This window comes from Actinospica durhamensis, from assembly GCF_018139695.1.
In the GTDB taxonomy this organism is placed as follows: Bacteria; Actinomycetota; Actinomycetes; order Streptomycetales; family Catenulisporaceae; genus Actinospica; species Actinospica durhamensis.
Window position 1 is genome coordinate 1 of record NZ_JAGSOG010000152.1, and the last position, 21,403, is coordinate 21,403.

A 21,403-nucleotide genomic window follows, 5' to 3' on the forward strand; every position below is an offset into this window, starting at 1 on the left:
GGACGGGGCGCTCAGTCCTTGACGGCGCCGGAGGTCATGCCCTCGACCAGGCGGCGCTGGATGACCAGGAAGAACACGACCACCGGCAGCGCGAACAGGCTGGAGGCCGCGATCAGGCCGCCGTAGTCGGTGCCGGTGCTGGTGCTGAAGGACACCAGCCAGACCGGGAGCGTGTAATGGTCCTGATCCTTCATCTCGACATAGGCGTAGACGTAGTCGTTCCAGGCGGTGATGAAGGCGAACACGCTGCTGGCGATCAGGCCGGGGGCGACCAGCGGCAGCATGATCCGGCGCATGACGGTCAGGCGTCCGGCGCCGTCGACCATCGCGGCCTCCTCGAGCTCGACCGGGACGCCGTGCAGGAAGCCGCGCAGCGTCCAGATGGTGAAGGGCAGCACGAAGGCGACGTAGGTCAGGCTCAGGCCCAGCAGGGTATTGAGGAGGTTCGCGCTCTTGAGGCTCAGGAACAGCGGGATCACCAGGGCCGGCTGCGGGATCATCGTCACCACCAGGATGGTGACCAGGAAGGCGCGGCGGCCGAGGAAGCGGAAGCGGGTGAGCGCGACCGCCGCGAGCAGGGCCAGGATCGAGCTGGCCACCACGGCCGCGCCGGTGACGATCAGGCTGTTGCGCAGGTAGTCGCCGAACATCGGCTTGCCGATCGCGTCGGTGAAGTTGCCGAGGCTGATCGGGATCGGCAGGAATCCGGGGGTGGACTGGAGGATGTCGCCGTAGGGCTTGAACGCCGTGTTGATCATCCAGTAGACCGGGAAGATCCACGCGGCGCAGAACGCGACGGCGGCCGTGTTCAGGGCCGCGCGCCGGCCTCGGCCGCGTCGGCGCCTGCGCGGACGCGGCCCCGCGTGCACGGTGGTCACCACTGTTCTCCCGCCCGCACCAGCCGGCGCACGTAGTAGGAGGTGAGCACCGCGAGCAAGAGCACGGTGACCACCGCGATGGCGGCGCCCTGGCCGTAGGCCTGGGCGCTGAACGCCTGGGTGAAGGACCAGATCCCGAGCGTGGTGGTGGCGGCGTTCGGGCCGCCCTGGGTCAGGATCCAGATCTGGTTGAACACGTTGAAGTCCCAGGTCACGGACAGGATCGTGACCAGCAGCAGGATGGGGCGCAGGAACTGCAGGGTGACGATGCGGAACGAGAGCCAGCCGCCGGCCCCGGACAGGGCCGCGGTCTCGTAGTAGGAGCGCGGGATCTGGGAGAGCCCGGCGCGCAGGGTGAGCGCGACGAAGGGCACCGACTGCCAGACCACGAGCAGCCAGATGACGGCGAAGGAGGAGAGCCCGCCGGTGAACCAGTCGTGCTCGCTGAGGTTGCCGAACACGCCCAGCTGGGTCAGCAGCCAGTTGACGACGCCGTATCCGGGTTGGAACAGCCACTGCCACACCAGCGTGGCCGCGACGTTGGGCACGGCCCAGGCGCAGATCAGGCAGAAGGTGACGGCCGCGCGCATCTTGGAGCCGAGCGCGCCGAGCATCAGCGCGACCAGCATGCCGATCAGCAGCGTGCCGGCGACCAGGGCGGCGCAGAACAGGACGGTGCGTTCGAGCACGGCGCCGAACTCGCCGCCGGTGAAGACCTTGGTGTAGTTGGCGAATCCGATCCAGGGGGTGGCCCCGGTGAACATGGCCCGCAATCCGTAGTCCTGGAAGGAGATCAGGACCAGCCGGACGAGGGGGTAGCCGAGCACCAGCGCCAGGACGAGCGCGGCCGGTGCGAGCAGGACGAAGGGAGTGGCGCGGTCGCGGCGGCGACGGCCCGGGCGCCCGGGGCGGGGCGCCGCCCCGGGGCTCGGGGCGGCGTTCGCGCGGCGGGCCTCGGCCGGGTCCGCGGCGGGGGCCGCGTTCCGGCCCGGCACGAGGTCGGTCATGTCGGTCACCTCGTCACGGGGTGGCGTTGAGCGCCTGGTCGAGGTGGCTGTCGAAGCTCTGCGCCGCCTGCGCCGGGCTCGCGCTGCCGGTGGCGATCGAGGCGAAGAACTGGTTGATGCTCGCGTCGGACTCGATCGTCGCCCAGCCCGGGGTGGCCGGGGTGGCCACGCTGCGGGCGGCGGCCGCGGCGAAGGCCTGCGAGGCGGGACTCAGGGATCCGGCGGTCTGGGTGATCAGCTGGGTGGAGATCGGGGTCCAGCCGTCGATCCCGACGATGTCCGCCTTCTGCACCGCGACGCTGGTGGCGGCCTTGAGGTACTGCACGGCCAGCTGGTAGTTGGCGCTCTTGGCGGCGACGGCGAGGTCGGAGCCGCCGAGGAAGACCGGCTGATTGGTACCCGCGGTCTGGCCGGGGAAGGGGAAGACCCCGATCTCGTCCTTGAGCGAGGGGTTGTCCTTGAGCACCGTGTTCACGCTGCTGTCCAGGATGGTCGCGGCCTTGCCCTGGGCGAACAGGGCGGCCTGGTCCGGGCTCTTGGTGTCCACGTTGCGCGAGGCCGCGGTCGAGTACGTGTTCTGGAACTGCTTCCAGGTGCCAAGGCCCTGCTGCGCGGCGGCCGAGTCGAGCGCGCCGGACCAGGTGCTCCCGCTCTCGGCGGCCAGCTGGCCGCCGGCGTCCCAGACGAACTGGAGCGCGCCGTACCAGTACTCGCCGGGGAAGTAGAACGCGCTGAAGGTGGGCGAGGGGTTGGCCGCCTTGATCTTGTCGAGGTCGGCGGTCAGTTCGGCGTAGCTGGTGGGCACGGTGCCGACCCCGGCCGCGGCCCAGATCTTCTTGTTGTAGATCACCGCCCGGTTCCCGGCGAACAGCGGCGCGGCGTAGAGGTGTCCGGAGACGGTGGCCGGCCCGGACAGGCCCTGCAGCCAGCTCTGGCCCTGCTCGAGCGTGCTCTGCTGAGCGGTCAGGTCGGCCAGGGCGCCGGTGGCGGCGAACAGCGGGACGTCGGTGTTGCCGATCTCCACCACGTCCGGCGGATCGTTCTGGGCCAGCGCGGTGGCCAGCTTGGTATTGATATTCGCCCATTCCTGGATCTGGACGTCGACCTTGGCGCCGGTGGCCTGGGTGAAGGCGGCGCCGATGGCCGCCTGGTCCGGGCTGCTCAGGTCGCCGTCCATGTACCAGACCGTCAGGGTGCTGCTTGTCTTGGCCGCGACCGGACCGGCCGGCGCGGAGGATCCGGAACAGCCGGCCGCGGCGAGGGCGAGCGCCGCGAGGGCGGCGCCGAGGACGAGGGAACGTGGAGCCACTGCGAACCTCCATGAGGGGCTTGGGCAGAGCGCTTGTCGTTGGTCGCAGACGATGACACATGACCATTGGTAACGTCAAGAGTTCTGATACGCCGCGAAAAACCGCCCGTAGCGGGGCTTGACAGGGTTCGCCGATGGCCGCATGCTCTGCGGCAACCGTTCCAGAAACTTACCGATGGTCAGTTTCTTGTCGCTCTCACCCGCAGAGGACTTCGCATGGAACCGCACTCCGCCCGACTCACCCGCCGGCGCGCGCTGCTGCCGGTCGGGGCGGCGCTCGCGCTCACCGCGGGCGTGCTGATCCCCACCGTCTGGTCCGCCCAGGCGGCCACGGCACCGCTGACCGTGCTGTACAAGACCAGCACGCCCACCGTGAACTACGAGGTCGACCCCTGGTTCGAGGTCGTGAACAACACCGCCTCGGCCGTCCCGTACAGCTCGATCACGATCGACTACTACTTCTCCGACCCGACGAACGAGACCTACGACTTCGGCTGCGCCTGGGCGGTGGTGGCCTGCGCGAACCTCACCGGCACGGTGCACACGCTGGCCACGCCCACCGCCACCGCGGACCACTACCTGCAGATCAGCTTCAGCGCCTCGGCCGGCTCGCTCGCCGCCGGGGCCAACAGCGGCGACATGCAGTTACGCATGTGGCGCGCGGACTGGGCGAACGTGAACCAGGCCGACGACTACTCGTTCAACGGCGCCGACACCGCGTATACGCCCTCGAGTACGGTGACCGCGTACGAGAACGGCACCCTGGTGTGGGGCGTGCAGCCCAACGGCACGACACCCAACCCGTCGGCCTCGGCGTCCGCCTCCGCGAGCGCATCCGCCTCCGCGAGCGCTTCGGCGTCGGCGTCCGCCGGCCCGACCGGCACCGCCACCTCGTCCTCGAGCGGGGTCATGTTCGACGACTTCGACTACACCGGCGCGAGCGACCCCAACCTGACGGCGCACGACTGGACCGTGCGCACGGCGGCGGGCGGTCCGGGCGTGTCCGGGGCGACCTGGTCGGCGAACGCGGTCACCTTCCCGGCCTCCACCGCGGCCGGCGGCACGCACGTGATGAACCTGGCCGCGAGTACCGACGGCACCTCGGCGAACACCGTCCAGTCCGAGCTCGACACCACCGACCAGAAGTTCTTCGAGGGCACCTACGCGGCCGAGGTGTACTTCAACGACACCCCGACCACCGGTCCGAACGGCGACGACGTCAACGAGACCTTCTACTCGATCAGCCCGGACAACAGCCTCTACAGCGAGGACGACTTCGAGTACCTGCCCAACGGCGGCTGGGGCGGTCCGGCGCTGTCGATGTACACCACCAGCTGGTACAGCGCCGACGCGCTCGACCGCGTCACCACCGACACCGAGGGCAGCCTGCAGGGCTGGCACACCCTGGTCGAGACCGTGCTCGGCGGCACCGTCACCTACTCCATCGACGGCACGCAGGTGTTCACCAGCACCGGGAAGTACTACCCGCGCGAGGACATGACGATCGACTTCAACGAGTGGTTCATCAGCGGCTACCTCGCTTCGAGCTCCACCCCGCGCACCTGGAACGAGCAGGTCGGCTGGGTGTACTACGCGGGCGGACAGGCCCTGAGCACCGCTCAGGTCAAGGCGAACGTGTCCGCGTACCAGAAGGGCGGGACCAGCTTCACCGACTCCGTCCCCTCATCCTGAGCAGGACACGGCGCACCGGCGCCCCGTCGGGCCTCGGGCTCGGCGGGGCGTCGCGCACGTCCTCGTGCCGACCCCACACGAGCGTGAGCAGGAAGACCCCGAGCAGCACCATCCCGGCGCCGAGCAGCGCGCACCCGGTCGCGGCCACGGCGTGCGCGACGTAGCGGGTGGCGAGGGCGAGCGGGACGAGCGGTGACACGGCGGCCACGATAGAAGGGCGCCGGCCGAGAACACGGCTCCCGGCATTGCGTGAGGCGCGCGGCGGGCCGCGATCACTCGCCCGGCGCAGGATCGCTGCGGAATTCGAGTGGTGGCCGGTTTACCGGACCGGGCGTATCATCACACCGATTCTGGCGGCGTACCGGGTGGTTCCGGAGGCGTACATGGCGTCATCACGATCGCGTCCGCGCAAGCCGGCCCAGGCCCCCGGGCAGGGCGGCGCCAGCGCGAAGCAGAAGGCCGCGACCAGGCCGGCGGACCCGGCCGCGCTCACCGCCGCCGAGCAGGCCGCCCGGGACACCGAGCTCGCCGAGGCGCACAGCCGCGCAGTGCGGCGCCTGGTGATCGCGCTGTGCGTGCTGGCCGTGCCCTTCTACATCTGGGCCGCGCTGGTGATCTCCTCGCACAACAAATAGGGCGCCGACCCGAGGTCGCGACCCCGACCCGCCCCGGACATCGCAGCTGTCTTACGCTATAGCGCGTGGAGGAGCGGATACGCCGGACCCGGGTCGCGATCGCCCTCGGCACGCTGTGCGCGGCGGCGCTGAGCGCCTGTTCCGGCGGCGGGGCGAGCGGCATCGTCACGGCCAAGGTCGGCTACGCCACGGTGGCGCAGGTGGCGCAGGCCTCTGCGAACATCCTGGCCAAGTCGCAGGTGACGCTGAGCGCCCCGGCCTCGGGCAGCCTCGCCGCCCTGGACGTGCACGACGGCCAGCGGGTCAAGGCCGGGCAGGTGCTCGGCGTGATCAGCTCCCCCGCCGCGCGCAAACAGCTCGCCGAGGCACGCAAGGCGCTCGCCCAGGCGCCGTCGGCCGGCTCGGGCACGACGGACACCGCGGCCGGGTTCTCCGCCGAGGCCCGGCAGGATCAGGACTCGGCGAACACCGCGTTCGAGCAGGCCGAGAAAGAGGCCCAGCGCGTGCCGGACGCGATCCTGCGAGCCGCGCTGCTGGCCGAGATCAAGGCCGCGCGCAGCTCCTACGCCTCGGCCATGGACTCCGTCGACGCGGCGGTCTCCGCGTTCCAGCAGGGCCTCGGCTCGGCCTCGTCGGTGCTCGACGCGCTCGGCCAGTCCACCCGCACCGAGGATCAGGCGGCCGTGGACGCCGCCCAGTCCACCGTCAATGCCCTGACGATCGTGGCGCCGGTGCCCGGCACGGTCACCCTCGGCGACGGCCAGGCCTCGGCCTCCAGCGCGGACGCCTCCACCATCAGCGCCCTGCTCGCGACGGTCTCCAGCAGCGGCTCGTCCGGACTGTCCGGCTCGGCCTCCTCACTCGGAGCCCTGGGGTCGGGCTCCGGCGCCGGCTCCTCGGGCACCGGGGAGCCGGTCTCGGTCGGCACGCCGATCGCGTCCGGCGGGTCCGTGTTCACCGTCACCGACGACTCGTCGCTGTCCGTCGCGGCGCAGGTGGACGAGACCGACGTGCTCACCGTGCACCCGGGCGTGGCCGCGACGATCCAGCTCAACGCGGTGCCCGGCGCGACGTATCAGGGCACGGTGACCTCGGTGGATCCGACCTCGACCACCTCGGCGCAGGGCTCGGTCACCTACACGGTTCGCCTCAGCCTGGGCCGCGGCACGTACGCCGACGGCTCCGCCGCTCCGACGCCGCTGCCCGGGATGAGCGCCATCGCCGATCTCCACGTCCTGACGGCGCAACACGCGCTCAGCGTCCCGTCCTCCGCGCTCGTGATCAACGGGCAGACCACCAGCGTGTGGCTGGTGACGGACGGCGCGGCACATCTGCGCCGGATCACCCTCGGCGCGCAGGGCGACACCGTCGTCCAGGTCGACTCCGGGCTCGCGGCGGGCGATGTGATCGTGGTCTCGGGCGCGGACAAGGTCAGCGACGGGGAGCACCTCGGGTGACCGAGACGCGGCAGGATCCGACGACGTACGCGATCGAGGCCGTGGACGTGCACCGGGTCTACCGGATGGACGGAGCCGAGGTGCGGGCGCTGCGCGGGGTCTCGCTCGGTATCCGCGAGGGCGAGTACGTCGCGATCACCGGGCCGTCCGGGTCCGGCAAGTCCACGCTGATGCACCTGCTCGGCGCGCTGGACCGGCCCAGTTCGGGCCGGCTGCTCGTCGGCGGGCGCGACACCGCGAAGCTCGACGACGCCGGGCTCGCCCGGGTGCGCGGCAGCGAGATCGGGTTCGTCTTCCAGTCCTTCCAGCTGCTCGCGCGCACCACCGCGCGCGACAACGTGGCGCTGCCGCTGGTCTATCGCGGCGTCGGCCGGGCCGAGCGCCGCGCCCGGGCGCAGGAGGCGCTCGAGGCGGTCGGGCTCGCGCACCGGCTGACGCACCGTCCGACCCAGCTCTCCGGCGGCGAACAGCAGCGCGTCGCCATCGCGCGGGCGCTGGTGGGCCGGCCGCGGCTGGTGCTCGCGGACGAGCCGACCGGCAACCTCGACACCGCCAACGGCCGGGAGGTGCTGGCCACGCTGGAACGGCTGAATCGGGAGCGGGGCGTGGCCGTGGTGATCGTCACGCACGACGCCGAGGTGGCCGCCCGGCCGCCGCGGCTGATCCGGATGCGCGACGGGCTGATCGTCGCGGACGGCGCGGACGGCCCGGACATCGCGGGCTCCGCGGGCTCCGCGGTGAGCCGGTGAAGCCCTGGGAGGCGCTGCGGCTGGCGGCCGAGGCGCTGCGGACGAACCGGCTGCGCAGCCTGCTGACGATGGTCGGGGTGGTGATCGGCGTGGCCGCGGTAGTGGTGCTCGTGGCCATCGGCGGCGGGGCCAAGGCCGAGGTGGAGCACGAGGTCGAGGGCCTCGGCTCGAACATCGTGTTCATCGTGCCGGGCAAGTTCCAGTTCGGCACCACGCCCTCGCTCTCCCCGCTGCGCCTGGCCGATCTGCGGCTGGCCGCGCAGGTGGCCGGCGGCGACGCGGACGTGACCGCGGTGGTGGACTCGGGCGAGCAGATCACCGCGGGGCAGAACTCTTACTTCGCCACGGTGCAGGGGGTCACCCAGAACTTCGACGTCGTGTTCAACCGGCCGGTGACCGAGGGCAGCTACCTGACCTCGGCCGACGTGACCACCTCGGCGCGGGTGGTGGTGCTCGGCGCGAACGTGGCCGCGACGCTGTTCCCGGACGAGGACCCGGTCGGGCGCACCGCGACCATCGACGGGGTCTCCTTCCGGGTGGTGGGCGTGGCCGCGCAGCAGGGTTCGGCGTTCGGGGTGACCCAGGACGACGACGTGGACATCCCGATCACCGAGGCCCAGGTGCTGTTCAACGTCGGCACCGTGCAGAGCATCGAGGTCAAGGCGCCCGACCCGGGCTCGATCGGGCCGATCTCGGACCGGATCGTGTCGGGTCTGGAGTCGGAGTACCCGGGCGTGCAGTTCTCCGCCGTGACGCAGTCCCAGATCCTCGGCACCATCGGCCGGATCCTGTCCCTGCTGACCCTCGTGCTCGCGGCCATCGCCGGGATCTCGCTGCTGGTCGGCGGGGTCGGGGTGTCGAACATCATGCTGGTCGGGGTGCGCGAGCGGACCAGGGAGATCGGTCTGCGCAAGGCCCTCGGCGCCCGGCAGCGCGACGTGGTGCTGCAGTTCCTGGTGGAGGCGGTCACGCTCACAGCCGTGGGCGGGGTGATCGGGATCGCGCTGGGTCTGGGCACCTCGGCGGCGGTCGGCGCGCTCAGTCCGCTGCCGACCCAGATCGCCTGGTGGTCGCCCGCGCTGGCGTTCGGGGTCTCGGTCGTGGTCGGGGTGGTCTTCGGGGTGATGCCCGCACGCCGGGCCGGACGGCTCGACCCGGTCACCGCCCTGCGCACCGATTGACCGCCGATCGCGCGCCGAACCGCGATAATGATCGCGGTTCCCGGCGGAGAAGGACGAGGGCGATGAAGCGGTACGAACGGCTCGACGCGATCCTGGAACTGCTGGCCCGGGACGGAAAACTGGACGTGGACACGGCCGCGGCGCGCCTGGGCGCGTCCGAGGCCACGATCCGGCGCGACCTGGAGTACCTGGCCGAGCAGCAGCTGCTCACCCGCACCCACGGCGGCGCGGTGGCCAACAGCACCTCCTACGACCTGCCGCTGCGGTTCAAGTCCGGGCGCCAGAGCGAGGCCAAGCAGCGGATCGGGCAGGCCGCGGCGGCGCTGGTGCCGGCTGGCGGGGTGGTCGGGATCAACGGCGGGACCACCACGACCGAGGCGGCCAGGGCCCTGGGCGCCCGCGCGGACCTCGGCGGCGCCGGCGACGGGTCGGGGCTCACGGTGGTGACCAACGCGCTGAACATCGCCTACGAGCTGACCCTGCGCCCGCACATCAAGACCGTGGTGACCGGCGGGGTCGCCCGGGCCAGCTCCTACGAGCTGACCGGCCCGCTGGCCACCGGCATCCTGGACCGGCTGCAGCTGGACGTGGCCCTGCTCGGGGTGGACGCGCTGGACCCGGAGTGGGGGGCCACCGCGCACCACGAGGGCGAGGCCGTCATCAACCAATTGATGGCCGAGCGGGCACGCAGCGTGATCGTGCTGGCCGACGCGACGAAGCTGGCCAAGCGGGCCTTCGCCCGGATCCGGCCGATCGAGCAGGTGCACACGCTGGTGACGGACGAGGACGCGGACGCCGAGGTGCTGGCCCGCTTCAGCGCGGCCGGGGTGCGGGTCGTGACGGCCTGATCCGTCCGCGGCGGTAGGGTCGGGTCTCATGTCGGACAGCGCAGAGGTGGAGCAGGGCGAGCAGGCCGCGGCGGCGGCCGGGCAGGCCGCGGTCGGCAAGGCCATACGGCGGCGCAGCCGGGCGTACCAGGGCGGCCGGCTGGTGGCCGAGGACTTCCCGTTGGAGATGATCTCGGAGTGGTGCGAGGCCGAGGACTCCGCGGTCTGGTTCGACCTGCCCGACCCGACACCGGAGGAACTCGACACCCTGCGCGAGGAACTCGGCCTGCACTCCCTGGCCATCGAGGACGCCACCCACCTGCGCCAGCGGCCCAAGCTGGACCGGTACGAGGGACACCTGGTGCTCAGCGCCTACCGGGTCCGGCCGGTGGACGGCGCCGAGCTCGACTCGGCCATGGTGCTCGGCTTCATCACACCCAAGGCGCTGGTCACCGTGCACCAGGCCGGCGCGGTCGACCCGGACGCGTTGACGAGGCACTGGGACGACCTGGCCGACCTGGCCAAGTTCGGCGTGCCGTTCCTGGTCTACGGCCTGCTCGACAACATCGTGGACGGCTACTTCGACGCCCTGCAGACCCTCGACGACACCATCGAGGAGCTGAGCGACGCCATTTTCGACACGGCGGGCGGGCGGGAGTCCGCGGCCGCGCTGCGTCGCACCTTCGAACTGCGCCGCGGCATACTCACCGCCCGGCACGTGATCTCGCCCATGCGCGAGGTCGTCAATGCGCTGATGCGGCGGGACTGGACCGGGCAGGTCCCCGACCTGATGCCGTACTACCAGGACCTCTACGACCACGTGCTGCGGGCCGCGGACTGGACCGACAATCTCAGGGACCTGCTCGGCACGGTCCGGGAGACCCAGCTGACCATCCAGAGCAACCGGATGAACCTAATCATGAAGAAGGTGACCAGCTGGGCCGCGATCATCGCGGTGCCCACCGCCGTCACCGGCTTCTACGGCCAGAACGTGCCCTACCCGGGATTCAGCACCACCGGCGGGTTCTGGACCTCCACCGGGCTGATCCTGATACTCTCCGCGCTGCTGTACTGGTCGTTCAAGCGGCGCGACTGGCTCTGAGGCGCCGGCCGGCTCACACGGCGGACGGGTGCGGCGTGAACGGGAGCGCGTCGGCCCACTCCCAGTGGCCGAGGCCGTCCTGCACGATCCGGCCCATGGTGTCGAACACGACGCCCGCCTGCGCGCCCGGCGGGACGTCGACCGCGATGAACCGCGGCCCGTGCCACTCGCTGAGCAGCCCGGCGCTGACGATGCAGAACTTCGCCGCGTCCACGGTGCCGGCCCAGCGGGTCGCGTCCTCGTCCTCGATCAGCAGTACCCGCAGGACCCGGTGCCCGCACCGGCGGACCAGCTCGTCCACCCGCCCGTCCGCGGCCAGGCGCACCACGTCGCCGAGCGCGAGCCCGTAGGCCATGAACGGGATGCAGGCGAGCGCGTAGGTACCGTCCGCGAGGTCGTGCAGCCAGACCTGCTCGAACTGGCCGTCGAGGCCGAAGGGCGCGAGGTCGATCTGCGCGATGTAGTTCGAGTCCTTACGCTCCACCGGGTCCACGTGCACGATGTGGATCCCGCCGATCGGGTCCGCGGTGTCCGTCATGCCGAGATCGTAGGCCGCCGCGACCCGGCCGCGACACCCGATCGCTCCAAGCGCCGGGTCCGAGTACGATCCCAGACATGGGGACGGACGCACACGAGGCGCCGGAAACACTGCCGTGGCGGGTGTCGCAGGGCTCGGATCAGCAGCCCCTCGACGGCCCGACACAGGGTTCGAACACGGACGAGGTAAGGCCCGGGTTCTCGATGCTGCTGGCGCCGCTCGCGATCGGGGTCGGCGCGTGGGCGATCGACACGTACACGCGCGATTCGCTCGGTGCGTGGCGCTACCTGCTGGTCGTACCGCTCGGCGTCTACGCCGGCATCATGGCGATCGCCGTCGGCCTGTTCGCGTTCGTGACCTGGGTCACCCGGCCCGAGCGCCCGACCCGGCGGCGCTGGGTCACCCGGCTCGAACGCCCGACCCGGCGGCGCTGGGCCGGGCGGCTGCTGCGAGCCCTGCCCGCGCTGGTGATCGCCGCGATGGTGGCCGCCGTGGTGGAGTTCGCCTACCGCTGGAACCACGACGGCCCGCTCAAGGCCGTGGAGAAGTTCCCGTGGGTGAGCCTGGTGATCTTCGCGTTGGTGGTCCACCTCGACCACCGGGAGCACCGCGGTCAGCGGTGGCGGTTCTGGCGGGTGCTAGCCGATGTCCCTGCGGCGCAGGCCGATCAGGCCGAGGACGGTCAGGACCGCGCCGACGGCGGCCATGACCAGGACGGGTTCGGCGGGGATGGCGACGCCGGGGGCGCGCGGGACGGTCGCGAAGGGTGAGACGTCGGTGATCCAGTGGCTCAGCCGAAGGAGCGGGCCGAGCTCCTGGAGCAGGATGCACAGACCGACGAAACTCCAGCCCGCGGCAGCCGTCGCTCGGGGCAGGAACCCGTACACCGCGACCGTGAGCCCTACCAGTACCCAGATCGCGGGCAGCTGGATGAGCCCGGCCAAGACCAGTTCGCCGAGCTGCCTGCCGAGCGCGCCGGAACGTCCGCCGTGCGCCAGGCCCGCGGCCAGGCCGCCCAGCGCCAGCAGCAGCCCGGAGCCGGCGATCGGGAAGACGAGGTGGCCGGCGGCCCAGCGCAGCCGACCGGTCCCGGTGGCCAGCAGCGGCTCGACGCGTCCGCCGGTCTCCTCGGTGCGTAGCCGTACCGTGCTCTGGATCGCGTAGAAGGCCACGACGAGGCCGAGGATGTTCATGCACGAGGCCAGATACGCGTCGACGATGCCGCCCTGGCCGCCCATCCGCTGGATGATCTCGTTCGCCTGCTGACTCGTGCCGACGAGCTCGGCGATGCTGTCCGCGATGGCCCCGAGCACGGCGCTGAACACCAGCAGGCCGATACCCCAGCCGATCAGGTTGCCGCGGTGCAGGCGCCGGCCGAGCGCGCCGGCCGACCGCAGCGAGGCGGCGCCGCGGGCCGGACCCGGCCGGGCCGGGAAGATCCCGCCGCCGAGGTCGCGGGACCGGGCGAGCCGGAAGGCTCCGGCGACGAGCAGGGCGGTGCCCAGGACGTCGAGCAGCGGCACCCACCAGCGGTCGCCCGCGAAGGCCTGCGCCTGCTCGGTCCAGCCGATCGGGCTCAGCCAGCTCAGCCAGGTCGGGCCGTTCGCGCCGGACCCGGCGCCGAACGCGCGCAGCAGGTAGGCGGCGCCGAGCACGGTGAAGGCGAGTCCGCCGGCCGAGCGGCCGAAGTCGGTCAGCTGCACGGTGATCGCGGTCACGCCCGCGAAGAACCAGCCGCACGCCGCCAGCGAGAGCCCGAACAGGAACGCGCCCGAGGCGCCCATGCCGAGCGCCGTGAGCAGCGCGCCGATGAGCACGCCGAGGGCGAGCTGCGTGCCGAGCACGATCCGCAGCACCGCGATCAGGGGCGCGCGGCGGCCGACCGCGCCCGCGCCGACGAGTTCGAAGCGCCCGGCCTCCTCCTCGGCGCGGGTGTGCCGGACCACGGTGACGATGCTCATGACCGCGAGCAGCAGCGAGCCGAACACGCCCATGCGCCACGCGGTGAGCCCGCCGAGCGTGGTGAGGTCGAAGGGCTTGCCGTAGAGCACGGCCAGCGCCGGGTCCCTGCCCACGGTCGCGGCGAACCGGGCACGTGACTCAGGAGTCGGATACAGCTGGCGGAAGGAGTAGGCGGTGCCGACGACGGAGGCGAGCAGCGCGTAGCACCAGATCGGCAGTCGGATCCGTTCCCGGCGGGTGATCAGCTTGCCGAGTTCGGGCACCCCGGCCATGGCCTCGGCGGTGCTCATCGCGCCGCCTCCGGCATGCTCGCCGCGGCGGGGGCGGCGGCCGTCGCGGGCTCCGCGTCCTGGTAGTGGCGCAGGAACAGCTCCTCCAGCGTCGGCGGGCGGCTCGTCAGGGACCTGATCCCGGCGGCGGAGAGCGCGCGGATCAGCCGGTCGAGCCGGTCGGTGTCCACCTCGCAGCGCAGGTGCGTGCCCTCGCCGGCGGGGTGGGTCTCGAGGCCGTGCAGGCCCGGGAGCGCCTCGAGGCCGGTGGGCGCCGCGGCGAGTTCGGCCTCGACCGAGGTGCGGGTGAGGTGGCGCAGTTCGGCGAGGGTGCCGCTCTCCGCGGTGCGGCCGCGGCGGATGATGGTCACCCGGTCGCAGAGCTCTTCCACCTCGGCCAGGATGTGGCTGGAGAGCAGGACGCTGCGACCCCGGTCGCGTTCCTCGTCCACGCACCGGCGGAAGACCTCTTCCATCAGCGGGTCGAGGCCCGAGGTGGGTTCGTCCAGCAGCAGCAGCTCGGCGTCGGAGGCCAGGGCGGCGATCAGCGCGACCTTCTGCCGGTTCCCCTTGGAGTAGGCCCGGCCCTTCTTCCTCGGGTCCAGCTCGAACCGGGCCAGCAGCGCGTCGCGGCGGGCGGGGTCAAGGCCCCCGCGCAGCCGGCCGAGCAGGTCGATGGTCTCGCCGCCGGAGAGGTTCGGCCAGAGCGTGACATCGCCGGGGACGTAGGCCAGGCGCCGGTGCAGGGCGACCGCGTCGCGCCAGGGGTCGCCGCCGAGCAGTACGGCCCGGCCGCCGTCCGCGCGCAGCAGTCCGAGCAGCACCCGCAGGGTGGTGGACTTGCCCGCGCCGTTGGGGCCGAGGAACCCGTGCACCTCGCCCGGGCGCACGACGAGGTCGAGGCCGTCGAGCGCGACCGCGCGGCCGAAGCTCTTGCGCAGCCCGGCCACCTCGATGATGTTCTCCATACGGCGGAGCCTACACACATTTCACAAAGTTGTGAAAGCTGTTGAAGATCTTTATCCTAGAGGCCATGACAGCGCAGCACCTTCCGTCCGACCGGACCGGCGACGCAGCCCGTGACGAGCCCCGGGTGCGCCTGTTCGTCGAGAACATGGCGATGTTCCTGGCCGACTGGGGCTTCCCGCGGATGGCCGCGCGGGTCCTGATGGTGCTGATGGCCGCGGACGAGGAACGGCTGACCGCGACCGAGCTGGCCGAGCGGCTCGAGGTCAGCGCCGCGGCGATCTCCGGCGCGGTGCGCTACCTGCAGCAGCTCGGCCTGGTCAGGCGCACGCCGGTGGCGGGCTCGCGCAGCGACGCCTACGAGGTGCCGGAGAACTCCTGGTACGCTTCTGCGATTATCAAGGGAGGGCTCTACCAACGCCTCGCGGACCTGTCGGATCAGGGTGCGCAGGCCGCGGGGGCGCAGGGCGCCGGGGCACGGCGGATGACCGAGATGCGCGACTTCTTCCGCTTTCTCGACCGCGAGGTGGGCCGGCTGCTCGAGCAGTGGGAGACGGAGAGGGGTCGCGGATGACCGTCTCGGAGTCGATCGGCGCGGGGACGGCCGCCGCGGGCACGATCGGTGCGGTGGCGCAGCTGTGGCGCTACCCGGTGAAGTCGATGCTGGGCGAGCAGGTCGGGCACACGGACGTGTCCGAGTCCGGACTCGCCGGAGACCGCCGCCTGGCCCTGATCGACCAGGAGACCGGAAAGATCGCGAGCGCGAAGGCGCCGCGGCTGTGGCGCTCCCTGCTGACCTGCTCGGCCGCGCTGGACGAGGGCGAGGACGCCGTGCGCATCGACGTGCCCGGAGCCAAGCCGCTGTGGAGCACGGACGCGGCGGTGGACGAGGCGCTCTCGGCGTATACGGGCCGTGCGGTACACCTGGCCGACACTGCCCCGCCGGACGCCGTGCTCGACCGGTCCGTGCCGGACCAGGTCCTGCTCGACGGGATCGAGGCCGAGGTGGAATCCACCCTCTCGCACATCGGCGGGGCCGCCCCGCCCGGCAACTTCTTCGACTTCGCGCCGCTGCACCTGATCACCACCGGCACCCTGCGCCGCATCGCCGAACTCAGCGACGTCCCCGACACGGACGTGCGGCGCTTCCGGCCCAACCTCGTCCTCGACACGCCCGAGACCGGCTTCCTCGAGGTCGGATGGCACGAGCGCGAACTGCGGATCGGCTCGAGCCTGCGCCTGCGGGTGATCTGCAGCACGCCGCGCTGCGCCGTGCCGACGCTGGAGCACGGCCCGCTGCCGCGCAACGCCGAGGTGCTGCGCACGCTCGCCCGCCATCACCGGATCCCGCCGCTGGCCGACTGGTCCCCCGAGCCCTGCGCCGGCGTCTACGCCCACGTACTCGAACCCGGCCCGATCGAGGTCGGCGACCCGGTCAGGCTCCTGGCCTGACCCGGAACCGGAGCCACCGACAGGCACCGTATGTCGTAAAGTGGATACCACAGGTGACCAGAACACGGCTCTACGACCCTCGGGAGGTCCTGCGGTGGCCGGCCGATTCCGACTCAAGCGCGTCTACGAGGAGCCGTCGAAGCAGGACGGCGTCCGCATCCTGACCGACCGGCTCTGGCCGCGCGGCATGAAGAAGCAGGACGCGCGGCTCGACGAGTGGGACAAGGCCCTGGCACCCTCGACCGAGCTGCGCCGGTGGTTCCACGCCGACCGGGAGAACCGTGCCGCCGAATTCGCCGAGCGCTACCGGGCCGAGCTGAGCGGCGAGGAGCAGCAGGAGCGGCTCGCGGCCCTGCGCGAGCGCGCCGCGACCTCGACCGTCACGCTGCTGACCGGCACCGCCGACGCGCAGCACAGCTACCTCGCGGTCCTGCTCGCAGAGCTCGAACAGAGCTGAAACCGGCGCTCGGGCCGCGCCGCAGGTCCCGATTCGGCCCGAGCACCGGGGGTCGCACCGCTCAGGTGCCGTCGCGCACGTCGGTCAGAGTGCGCGCCGTGTAAGTGAGTTCAGTGAACGTCACGCTGATGCCCTCGCCGGTGGGCGACTGCCCCACCATGCCCACGCGCGCCGGCTCCTCGCTCTCGCCGAGGGAGAAGTAGCGCACCATGGACCAGTGCTTGTCGTCGGTGGAGGCGTGGAAGGCCCAGGCCGGGCCGATCCGGGAGACCCGCAGGCTCGCCGAGGAGCCCTCGACCGAGAACGCGTTGGCGTCGTCCGAGACTTCCTTGGTGACCACGCTGACGATGGTCGGCCGCAGCTGCGGGCTGTACTCGAAGCAGAGCTTGGCGAACCGGTCTCTGGCCACGTACACGACGAACACCGCGGCGTCGAACATGGACGCGAAGGGCACCGCCACGCGCGCGGAGAGGGTGAAGTCGCCCTCCGGGGGCAGGCCGAGCAGCATGCCCGCGGCGTAGTCGCCGCCGCTGCCGTTCGGGTCGATGAACAGGTCGGAGGTGGCCGCGCCGGTCAGGGTCAGGGTGCCGACTTTGTCCACCGCGTGCTTGACCGGCAGGTCCCCGAACGCGGTGAGGGCGAAGGGTAGGGCCGGATGATTGATCGACGCGCTCATACTGCCTCTCCTGCGCGGGCAGACCCCCTGTGCCGCACCGCGATTGCCGGTTAGAATTGAACACGTTCAAACTCACCTGCGCCGGGGGGGAGGGATCCGGTGAGTCGCTCAGCGATCGCTAGCCTGATCGAACGCAGGCTTCTGGTCAACTTCCGGCTGGATCCCGAGGCCGCCGCCCGGATCCTGCCCGCCGGGACGCGTCCGCTGCTGCGCCGCGGCCACGCCGTCGGCGGGATCTGCCTGATCCGGCTGGCCGGGATGCGCCGGACCGGCGGGACCGGGACCGCCCTGCCCAGCCTGGCCGACCTGGCCGGACGCTTCGGCCTGCGCAGCGAGATCGCGGTGCACCGGATCGCCACGGTCTGGGACGGGCCGGACGGCCAGGAATCAGGGGTCTACATCCCGCGCCGGGACACCGACTCGCGGCTGACCACGCTCACGGCCGGACTGTTCCTGCCCGGGGAGCACCACCTGGCCAGGTTCGAGGTGCAGGAGTGGCCGGACCGGGTGCGCATCGGCTTCCGCAGCGCGGACGAGACCACCCACGCGCGGATCGAGGCGCAGGCCGCGGACCGGCTGCGCGGCAGCGCGCTGTTCGCAGACCTCGACGAGGCGGCCCGGTTCCTGCGCGAGGCGCCGGACGGCTACGCGGCCCTGCCCGACGCGGCGTGGGACGGCCCGGACGCGGGCGGTCAGAGCGGCTCGGGCAATCCGGGCGGTCCGGAGGAGTCCGGCAGCGAACGCGGCGAACAGCCGCGCCGGGAGATCCGGGCGTTCTCGGTGCGCCCGGCCGCGCTCATCGAGGTCTCCTCCAGCTACTTCGAGGACCCGGAGCGCTTCCCGCCGGGCACGGCCGAGCCGGACAGCGCACTGCTGGTGCGCGACCTCGAGGCGCTGCGCGAGGCCCGTCCCGCGCGCAGGGCGCACCGGCCCGCACGTCCGGCCGTGCATCCGATCTGAAAGATCTGAGGGTTCTGCGACGAAGCGCTGGACAACCGCGCCGGGCCGGGATGAGGATGGGCCCACCGGCGCTGCGCACCACGCCGTCCTCCCCCGCGATCGAGGAGTTCCGCATGACCCTCACCGCCGCCGAGATCCCCGGCTACCTCGCCGGCACCTGGACCGTCGACACCATCCACTCGCACGTCGGCTTCACCATCAGACACATGATGGTGAGCAAGGTGCGCGGCCGCTTCACCGCGTACACCGCCGAGTTCACCACCGCCGAGGACCCGCTGGCCTCGCACGTGTCCGCGGTGATCGACGCCTCCTCCATCGACACCGGCAACTCCATGCGGGACGACCACATCCGCTCCGCCGACTTCTTCGACGCGGCCAACCACCCCTCGATCACCTTCGCCTCCACCGGGATCCGGGCCGAGGACGGGGAACTGATCCTGGACGGCGAGCTGACCATCCGCGGCGTGACCAAGCCGGTCGCCCTCGCGCTGGAGTCCCCGGCGTTCGGCCCCGGGCCGCAGGGCGGGACCAAGTCCGGCTTCAGCGCCACGGTGGAGATCGACCGCACCGACTTCGGCGTGAGCTACAACGGCCCGGTGCCCGGCGGCGGCGCGGTGCTGGGCAACAAGGTGCAGATCATCCTGGACATCGAGGCGAGCCTCCAGGACCCGAAGGAAGACTGACGTGTCGCACGCGGCCCCATGGCCCTGCTGATCGAACGCTGGCAGCGCCACGGCCAGCACCGACTGTACGTCAAGGACACCGAGACCCGCACGCAGCTGGGCTACTACGACTGCCGCACCGGGAAGCTCTCGCTCAAGGACGCCGAGCGCTCCTACGAGGTCGTGCTCGCCCTGCGCCCGTTCCTGTCCGGCTCGGTGCCCGAGGGCCTGGCCCACCTGATGCCGCAGTACCCCGCGCCCCCGGCCGAGGTGCTGGCCCGCACCGAGAGCTTCGAGACCTTCTCCGGCAGCTACGCCCGGCCCAGGCCCCGGGTGCTGGCCCGGGTGGCCCGCCCGCGCGGCCGGAAGGCCGAACGCGTGGTCGGCCGGCGCCTGGCCCGGCTCGGGCGGGACGGCTGGGACGTGCTGCGCGCGGCGCACCCGCACGAGGACGCCGAGGCGGCGTACCTGGTGATCGGCCCGCCCGGCGTGTTCACCGTCAGCACCCTGCGCCACGCCGGGGCGCGGGTGCGGATCGGCGCGCAGGCGGTGTGGGTGGACAACGCGATCAAGCAGTACCTGCGCAACGCCCGGCACGAGGCCGCCTCCGCCGGCCGCCGCCTCGGCGTGACGCTGGAGGCGCCCCCGCGGGTGATCCCGGTGCTGGCCTTCGTGGACGCCGCCGCGGTCGAGTCGCACGAGGGCCACCCGGACGTCATCGTGGTGCGCGGCGAGCGGATCGACCAGGAGCTGCGCGACTGCGTCGGCGAGCTGAGCCTCCCGGAGCGCGACCGCATCGTCGCGGCCGCGCACCGCACCGCGGCCTGGTCGATCTAGAGACCGTCCGGACTCCGCGACGATCCCGGGCTGGCCCCGAGCCGGGCCTCGACCTGGGCGAGTTCGGCCTCGTAGTTGGTCCAGGCGCCGATGGTGCGGTAGCCGATGCGCGCGTTGACGGCGATCATGCCGGCGTTGTCCGCGGCGGTGCCCGTGGCCACCAGGCGCGCCCGCGGGTGCCGCTCGACCAGCCAGAGCATCATCGCGCCCTTGATCCAGACCGCGAGGCCGCGGCGGCGGAACGCCGGCAGCACCGTCGTGTACTGCTGCTCGATGCGCTTGGCGTCGGCGGACGGGTAGCTCAGTTCCGTGATGGCGGCCACCTCGCCGCTCTCCTCGTGCACCGCCGCCATCACCGCGTGCCGCTCGCCGAGCCGCCGCCAGCGCTCCTCGTGCGCGCGGACCCGCTCGACGGTCCACTCCGGGTAGCGCAAGACGCTGCGCTGCAACGGTGCCCCGCCGATCGCGCTGCGGGCCCGGGCGTAGGACTCCACGAGGGCTTCGGGCGCGGCGTCGGTCCACAGTTCCAGCCGGAATCCGGCCGGCGGCTCGGCCCGCCACGCCGCGGGATCGGCGCCCTCGATCTCGAGCACCTGCCGGACGTAGGAGTAGACCGGGCGCAGGCCCAGGGCCGCGGCCACCGCCTCGCCCGGCGAACCGGAGCCGACCGCGCCGACCCACACGATCTCGCGCCCGGTGCCCCGGACCCCGGCCAGACACTCCACCATCAGGGCCCTGGCGATCCCGCGGCGGCGCCGGCCCGGGACCACGTACACGCCGACGCCCACCATGTGCGTGTTCTCCCGCCGCGGCAGGATCAGGCTCGCGGTCGCGGCCGCCTCGCCGTCCGGCGTGCGGGCCAGCAGGAGGCGCCGCGCGGGCAGGTCGGGACCGGTCTCGCCGGCCCGCCGGGCGAAGTCCTCGAAACTCGTCTCCGCGTTGCGCTCGGCGTTCTCGGCCGTCCCCGCCAAGGTGAGCCGGTAGAAATCCCGCTGATCCGCGTTCACCGGGCCGGCGGCGGCATCCTCGAACGTGACTTCTGTGATGTGCACCGCGTTGATGTGCATCGCCGCTCTCTCTCGGTGGGACTCGCCGCAGTGTAGAGGAGGTGTTCCGATCTCTGATGTGGCGCGACCCGAGGCCCCGGGCGGCGCCACGCACCGGAACGGCTCGCCCAGGGGCATTGCGGGGTTGAGTCCCGGCTTGGCCAAGGTTTCGTAAGATTCCGCGGATTGCTTCGCCGACCGCGCGAAGCCGTGCCAGACTGCCCCGCATGCCGAGACGAGTACGCCGGAGGCGTCACCTGCCCACCGGCGGATACCGTGAACACCGGCTCGCGATCTGGGGCGTGACCGGCTGCGTGGCGGTGGCCGCCGGCGTGGCCCTGACCGCCGGGCTCGCCGCCGCCTCCCCCCAGCTCGGCGACATCCCGGGCACCACCGACCGCCGCCCGGCGCTGGCCGGCCTGCCGACGCTCCACCCCACGACCGCGGCGCTGACGAGCGCTCAGAAACCGAACGCGGGTACGAATCAGCGCCCGACGGCGGCCGCGACGTACTCGCCGACGCCCGCGACGCTGCCGGCCTCCGCCTCGCCGCGGGCTTCGCTTCGCCCAAGGGCGCGGGCGAGCTACCCCGCGCATCCCTGACTCCCGCGCCACCGAAAATCCGCGCGCATCCGCCCCCCGCGCACCACGACGTGTCATTCGCCACAGCGCGCCAGGGCGACGGTGGGACAGCGGCGCTGCGTGCGCGTATGCTCCCAGCCAACGTGGGACGGGAAGGGGT

At 72.2% G+C, this 21,403-nt stretch carries 23 protein-coding genes; 14 read left to right on the forward strand and 9 right to left on the reverse strand.

Going from position 1 to position 21,403, the window contains the following annotated elements; all coding sequences use genetic code 11:
- Nucleotides 1–11: 11 nt before the first annotated feature.
- From KDL01_RS25290 to KDL01_RS25300, 3 genes are read right to left on the reverse strand one after another with little or no spacing between them, the layout of a single operon-like run.
- Nucleotides 12–881, reverse strand: coding sequence for a carbohydrate ABC transporter permease (locus KDL01_RS25290; RefSeq protein WP_438801986.1), 870 nt, complete (start codon nt 879–881; stop codon nt 12–14).
- Complete coding sequence (locus KDL01_RS25295; protein ID WP_212531094.1) at nt 875–1,885, reverse strand: carbohydrate ABC transporter permease; 1,011 nt, start codon at nt 1,883–1,885, stop codon at nt 875–877. The genes KDL01_RS25290 and KDL01_RS25295 overlap by 7 nt, the downstream gene beginning before the upstream one ends.
- A 13-nt stretch (nt 1,886–1,898) precedes the next feature.
- Nucleotides 1,899–3,194, reverse strand: a complete 1,296-nt coding sequence (locus KDL01_RS25300; RefSeq protein ID WP_307846584.1) for an extracellular solute-binding protein — start codon at nt 3,192–3,194, stop codon at nt 1,899–1,901.
- A gap of 216 nt (nt 3,195–3,410) precedes the next feature.
- Here KDL01_RS25300 and KDL01_RS25305 point away from each other — a divergent pair, with 216 nt between their 5' ends.
- Nucleotides 3,411–4,886 carry a cellulose binding domain-containing protein gene (locus KDL01_RS25305; protein ID WP_212531095.1) on the forward strand — a complete coding sequence of 492 codons (1,476 nt, stop codon included), beginning with the start codon at nt 3,411–3,413 and terminating at the stop codon, nt 4,884–4,886.
- On the opposite strand, the gene KDL01_RS25310 is transcribed toward KDL01_RS25305, so the two are convergent.
- Nucleotides 4,861–5,085 carry a hypothetical protein gene (locus KDL01_RS25310; protein WP_212531096.1) on the reverse strand — a complete coding sequence of 75 codons (225 nt, stop codon included), beginning with the start codon at nt 5,083–5,085 and terminating at the stop codon, nt 4,861–4,863. The two genes, KDL01_RS25305 and KDL01_RS25310, sit on opposite strands and share 26 nt — an antisense overlap.
- Nucleotides 5,086–5,269: 184 nt before the next feature.
- Between KDL01_RS25310 and KDL01_RS25315 the strand changes: the two genes are divergently transcribed.
- The 6 genes from KDL01_RS25315 (at nt 5,270) to KDL01_RS25340 (ending at nt 10,837) form a co-directional block, all read left to right on the forward strand.
- Nucleotides 5,270–5,521, forward strand: a complete 252-nt coding sequence (locus tag KDL01_RS25315; protein ID WP_212531097.1) for a hypothetical protein — start codon at nt 5,270–5,272, stop codon at nt 5,519–5,521.
- A 65-nt stretch (nt 5,522–5,586) separates the two neighbouring features.
- Nucleotides 5,587–6,978, forward strand: a complete 1,392-nt coding sequence (locus KDL01_RS25320) for an efflux RND transporter periplasmic adaptor subunit (RefSeq protein WP_212531098.1) — start codon at nt 5,587–5,589, stop codon at nt 6,976–6,978.
- 65 nt (nt 6,979–7,043) lie between these two features.
- Nucleotides 7,044–7,727 carry an ABC transporter ATP-binding protein gene (locus tag KDL01_RS25325; protein WP_212531116.1) on the forward strand — a complete coding sequence of 228 codons (684 nt, stop codon included), beginning with the start codon at nt 7,044–7,046 and terminating at the stop codon, nt 7,725–7,727.
- Nucleotides 7,724–8,908 (forward strand): ABC transporter permease, encoded by a 1,185-nt coding sequence (locus KDL01_RS25330; protein WP_212531099.1) that lies wholly within the window; start codon nt 7,724–7,726, stop codon nt 8,906–8,908. Before KDL01_RS25325 ends, KDL01_RS25330 begins: the two co-directional genes overlap by 4 nt.
- Nucleotides 8,909–8,970: 62 nt before the next feature.
- Entirely contained in the window at nt 8,971–9,756 is a 786-nt protein-coding gene (locus KDL01_RS25335; protein WP_212531100.1) for a DeoR/GlpR family DNA-binding transcription regulator, read from the forward strand.
- A gap of 28 nt (nt 9,757–9,784) precedes the next feature.
- On the forward strand, nt 9,785–10,837 hold the full coding sequence (locus KDL01_RS25340) for a magnesium transporter CorA family protein (RefSeq protein WP_212531101.1): 1,053 nt from the start codon (nt 9,785–9,787) through the stop codon (nt 10,835–10,837).
- A gap of 13 nt (nt 10,838–10,850) precedes the next feature.
- Here KDL01_RS25340 and KDL01_RS25345 read toward each other — a convergent pair whose 3' ends face one another.
- The 3 genes from KDL01_RS25345 to KDL01_RS25355 all read right to left on the reverse strand — a co-directional run bounded on the left by KDL01_RS25345 (nt 10,851) and on the right by KDL01_RS25355 (nt 14,574).
- Entirely contained in the window at nt 10,851–11,375 is a 525-nt protein-coding gene (locus tag KDL01_RS25345) for a DUF4265 domain-containing protein (protein WP_212531102.1), read from the reverse strand.
- Between the two features lie 638 nt (nt 11,376–12,013).
- Complete coding sequence (locus tag KDL01_RS25350; RefSeq protein ID WP_212531103.1) at nt 12,014–13,627, reverse strand: ABC transporter permease; 1,614 nt, start codon at nt 13,625–13,627, stop codon at nt 12,014–12,016.
- Complete coding sequence (locus KDL01_RS25355; protein WP_212531104.1) at nt 13,624–14,574, reverse strand: ABC transporter ATP-binding protein; 951 nt, start codon at nt 14,572–14,574, stop codon at nt 13,624–13,626. The genes KDL01_RS25350 and KDL01_RS25355 overlap by 4 nt, the downstream gene beginning before the upstream one ends.
- 65 nt (nt 14,575–14,639) lie before the next feature.
- Between KDL01_RS25355 and KDL01_RS25360 the strand changes: the two genes are divergently transcribed.
- The 3 genes from KDL01_RS25360 to KDL01_RS25370 all read left to right on the forward strand — a co-directional run bounded on the left by KDL01_RS25360 (nt 14,640) and on the right by KDL01_RS25370 (nt 16,481).
- On the forward strand, nt 14,640–15,146 hold the full coding sequence (locus tag KDL01_RS25360) for a GbsR/MarR family transcriptional regulator (RefSeq protein WP_212531105.1): 507 nt from the start codon (nt 14,640–14,642) through the stop codon (nt 15,144–15,146).
- Nucleotides 15,143–16,024: an MOSC domain-containing protein gene (locus KDL01_RS25365; protein ID WP_212531106.1), complete on the forward strand. Its 882-nt coding sequence runs from the start codon at nt 15,143–15,145 to the stop codon at nt 16,022–16,024. Before KDL01_RS25360 ends, KDL01_RS25365 begins: the two co-directional genes overlap by 4 nt.
- 94 nt (nt 16,025–16,118) lie before the next feature.
- A complete protein-coding gene (locus KDL01_RS25370) occupies nt 16,119–16,481 on the forward strand; it encodes a DUF488 domain-containing protein (protein WP_212531107.1) in 363 nt (120 codons plus the stop codon).
- 61 nt (nt 16,482–16,542) lie between these two features.
- On the opposite strand, the gene KDL01_RS25375 is transcribed toward KDL01_RS25370, so the two are convergent.
- Nucleotides 16,543–17,157, reverse strand: a complete 615-nt coding sequence (locus KDL01_RS25375; protein ID WP_212531108.1) for a DUF1349 domain-containing protein — start codon at nt 17,155–17,157, stop codon at nt 16,543–16,545.
- Nucleotides 17,158–17,256: 99 nt separating this feature from the next.
- On the opposite strand from KDL01_RS25375, the gene KDL01_RS25380 reads away from it, so the two are divergent.
- Genes KDL01_RS25380 through KDL01_RS25390 form a run of 3 tightly spaced genes read left to right on the forward strand, consistent with a single transcriptional unit; the run spans nt 17,257 to nt 19,616 of the window.
- The gene (locus KDL01_RS25380; protein ID WP_212531109.1) at nt 17,257–18,117 is read left to right on the forward strand and encodes a DUF2071 domain-containing protein; all 861 of its coding nucleotides are present in this window, start codon (nt 17,257–17,259) and stop codon (nt 18,115–18,117) included.
- A 56-nt stretch (nt 18,118–18,173) separates the two neighbouring features.
- On the forward strand, nt 18,174–18,800 hold the full coding sequence (locus tag KDL01_RS25385) for a YceI family protein (protein ID WP_212531110.1): 627 nt from the start codon (nt 18,174–18,176) through the stop codon (nt 18,798–18,800).
- Between the two features lie 18 nt (nt 18,801–18,818).
- Nucleotides 18,819–19,616, forward strand: a complete 798-nt coding sequence (locus tag KDL01_RS25390; protein ID WP_212531111.1) for a hypothetical protein — start codon at nt 18,819–18,821, stop codon at nt 19,614–19,616.
- Here the strand turns inward: KDL01_RS25390 and KDL01_RS25395 are convergent.
- Complete coding sequence (locus KDL01_RS25395; RefSeq protein WP_212531112.1) at nt 19,613–20,683, reverse strand: GNAT family N-acetyltransferase; 1,071 nt, start codon at nt 20,681–20,683, stop codon at nt 19,613–19,615. The two genes, KDL01_RS25390 and KDL01_RS25395, sit on opposite strands and share 4 nt — an antisense overlap.
- A gap of 206 nt (nt 20,684–20,889) precedes the next feature.
- On the opposite strand from KDL01_RS25395, the gene KDL01_RS25400 reads away from it, so the two are divergent.
- A complete protein-coding gene (locus KDL01_RS25400) occupies nt 20,890–21,264 on the forward strand; it encodes a hypothetical protein (RefSeq protein WP_212531113.1) in 375 nt (124 codons plus the stop codon).
- Nucleotides 21,265–21,403 lie beyond the last annotated feature (139 nt).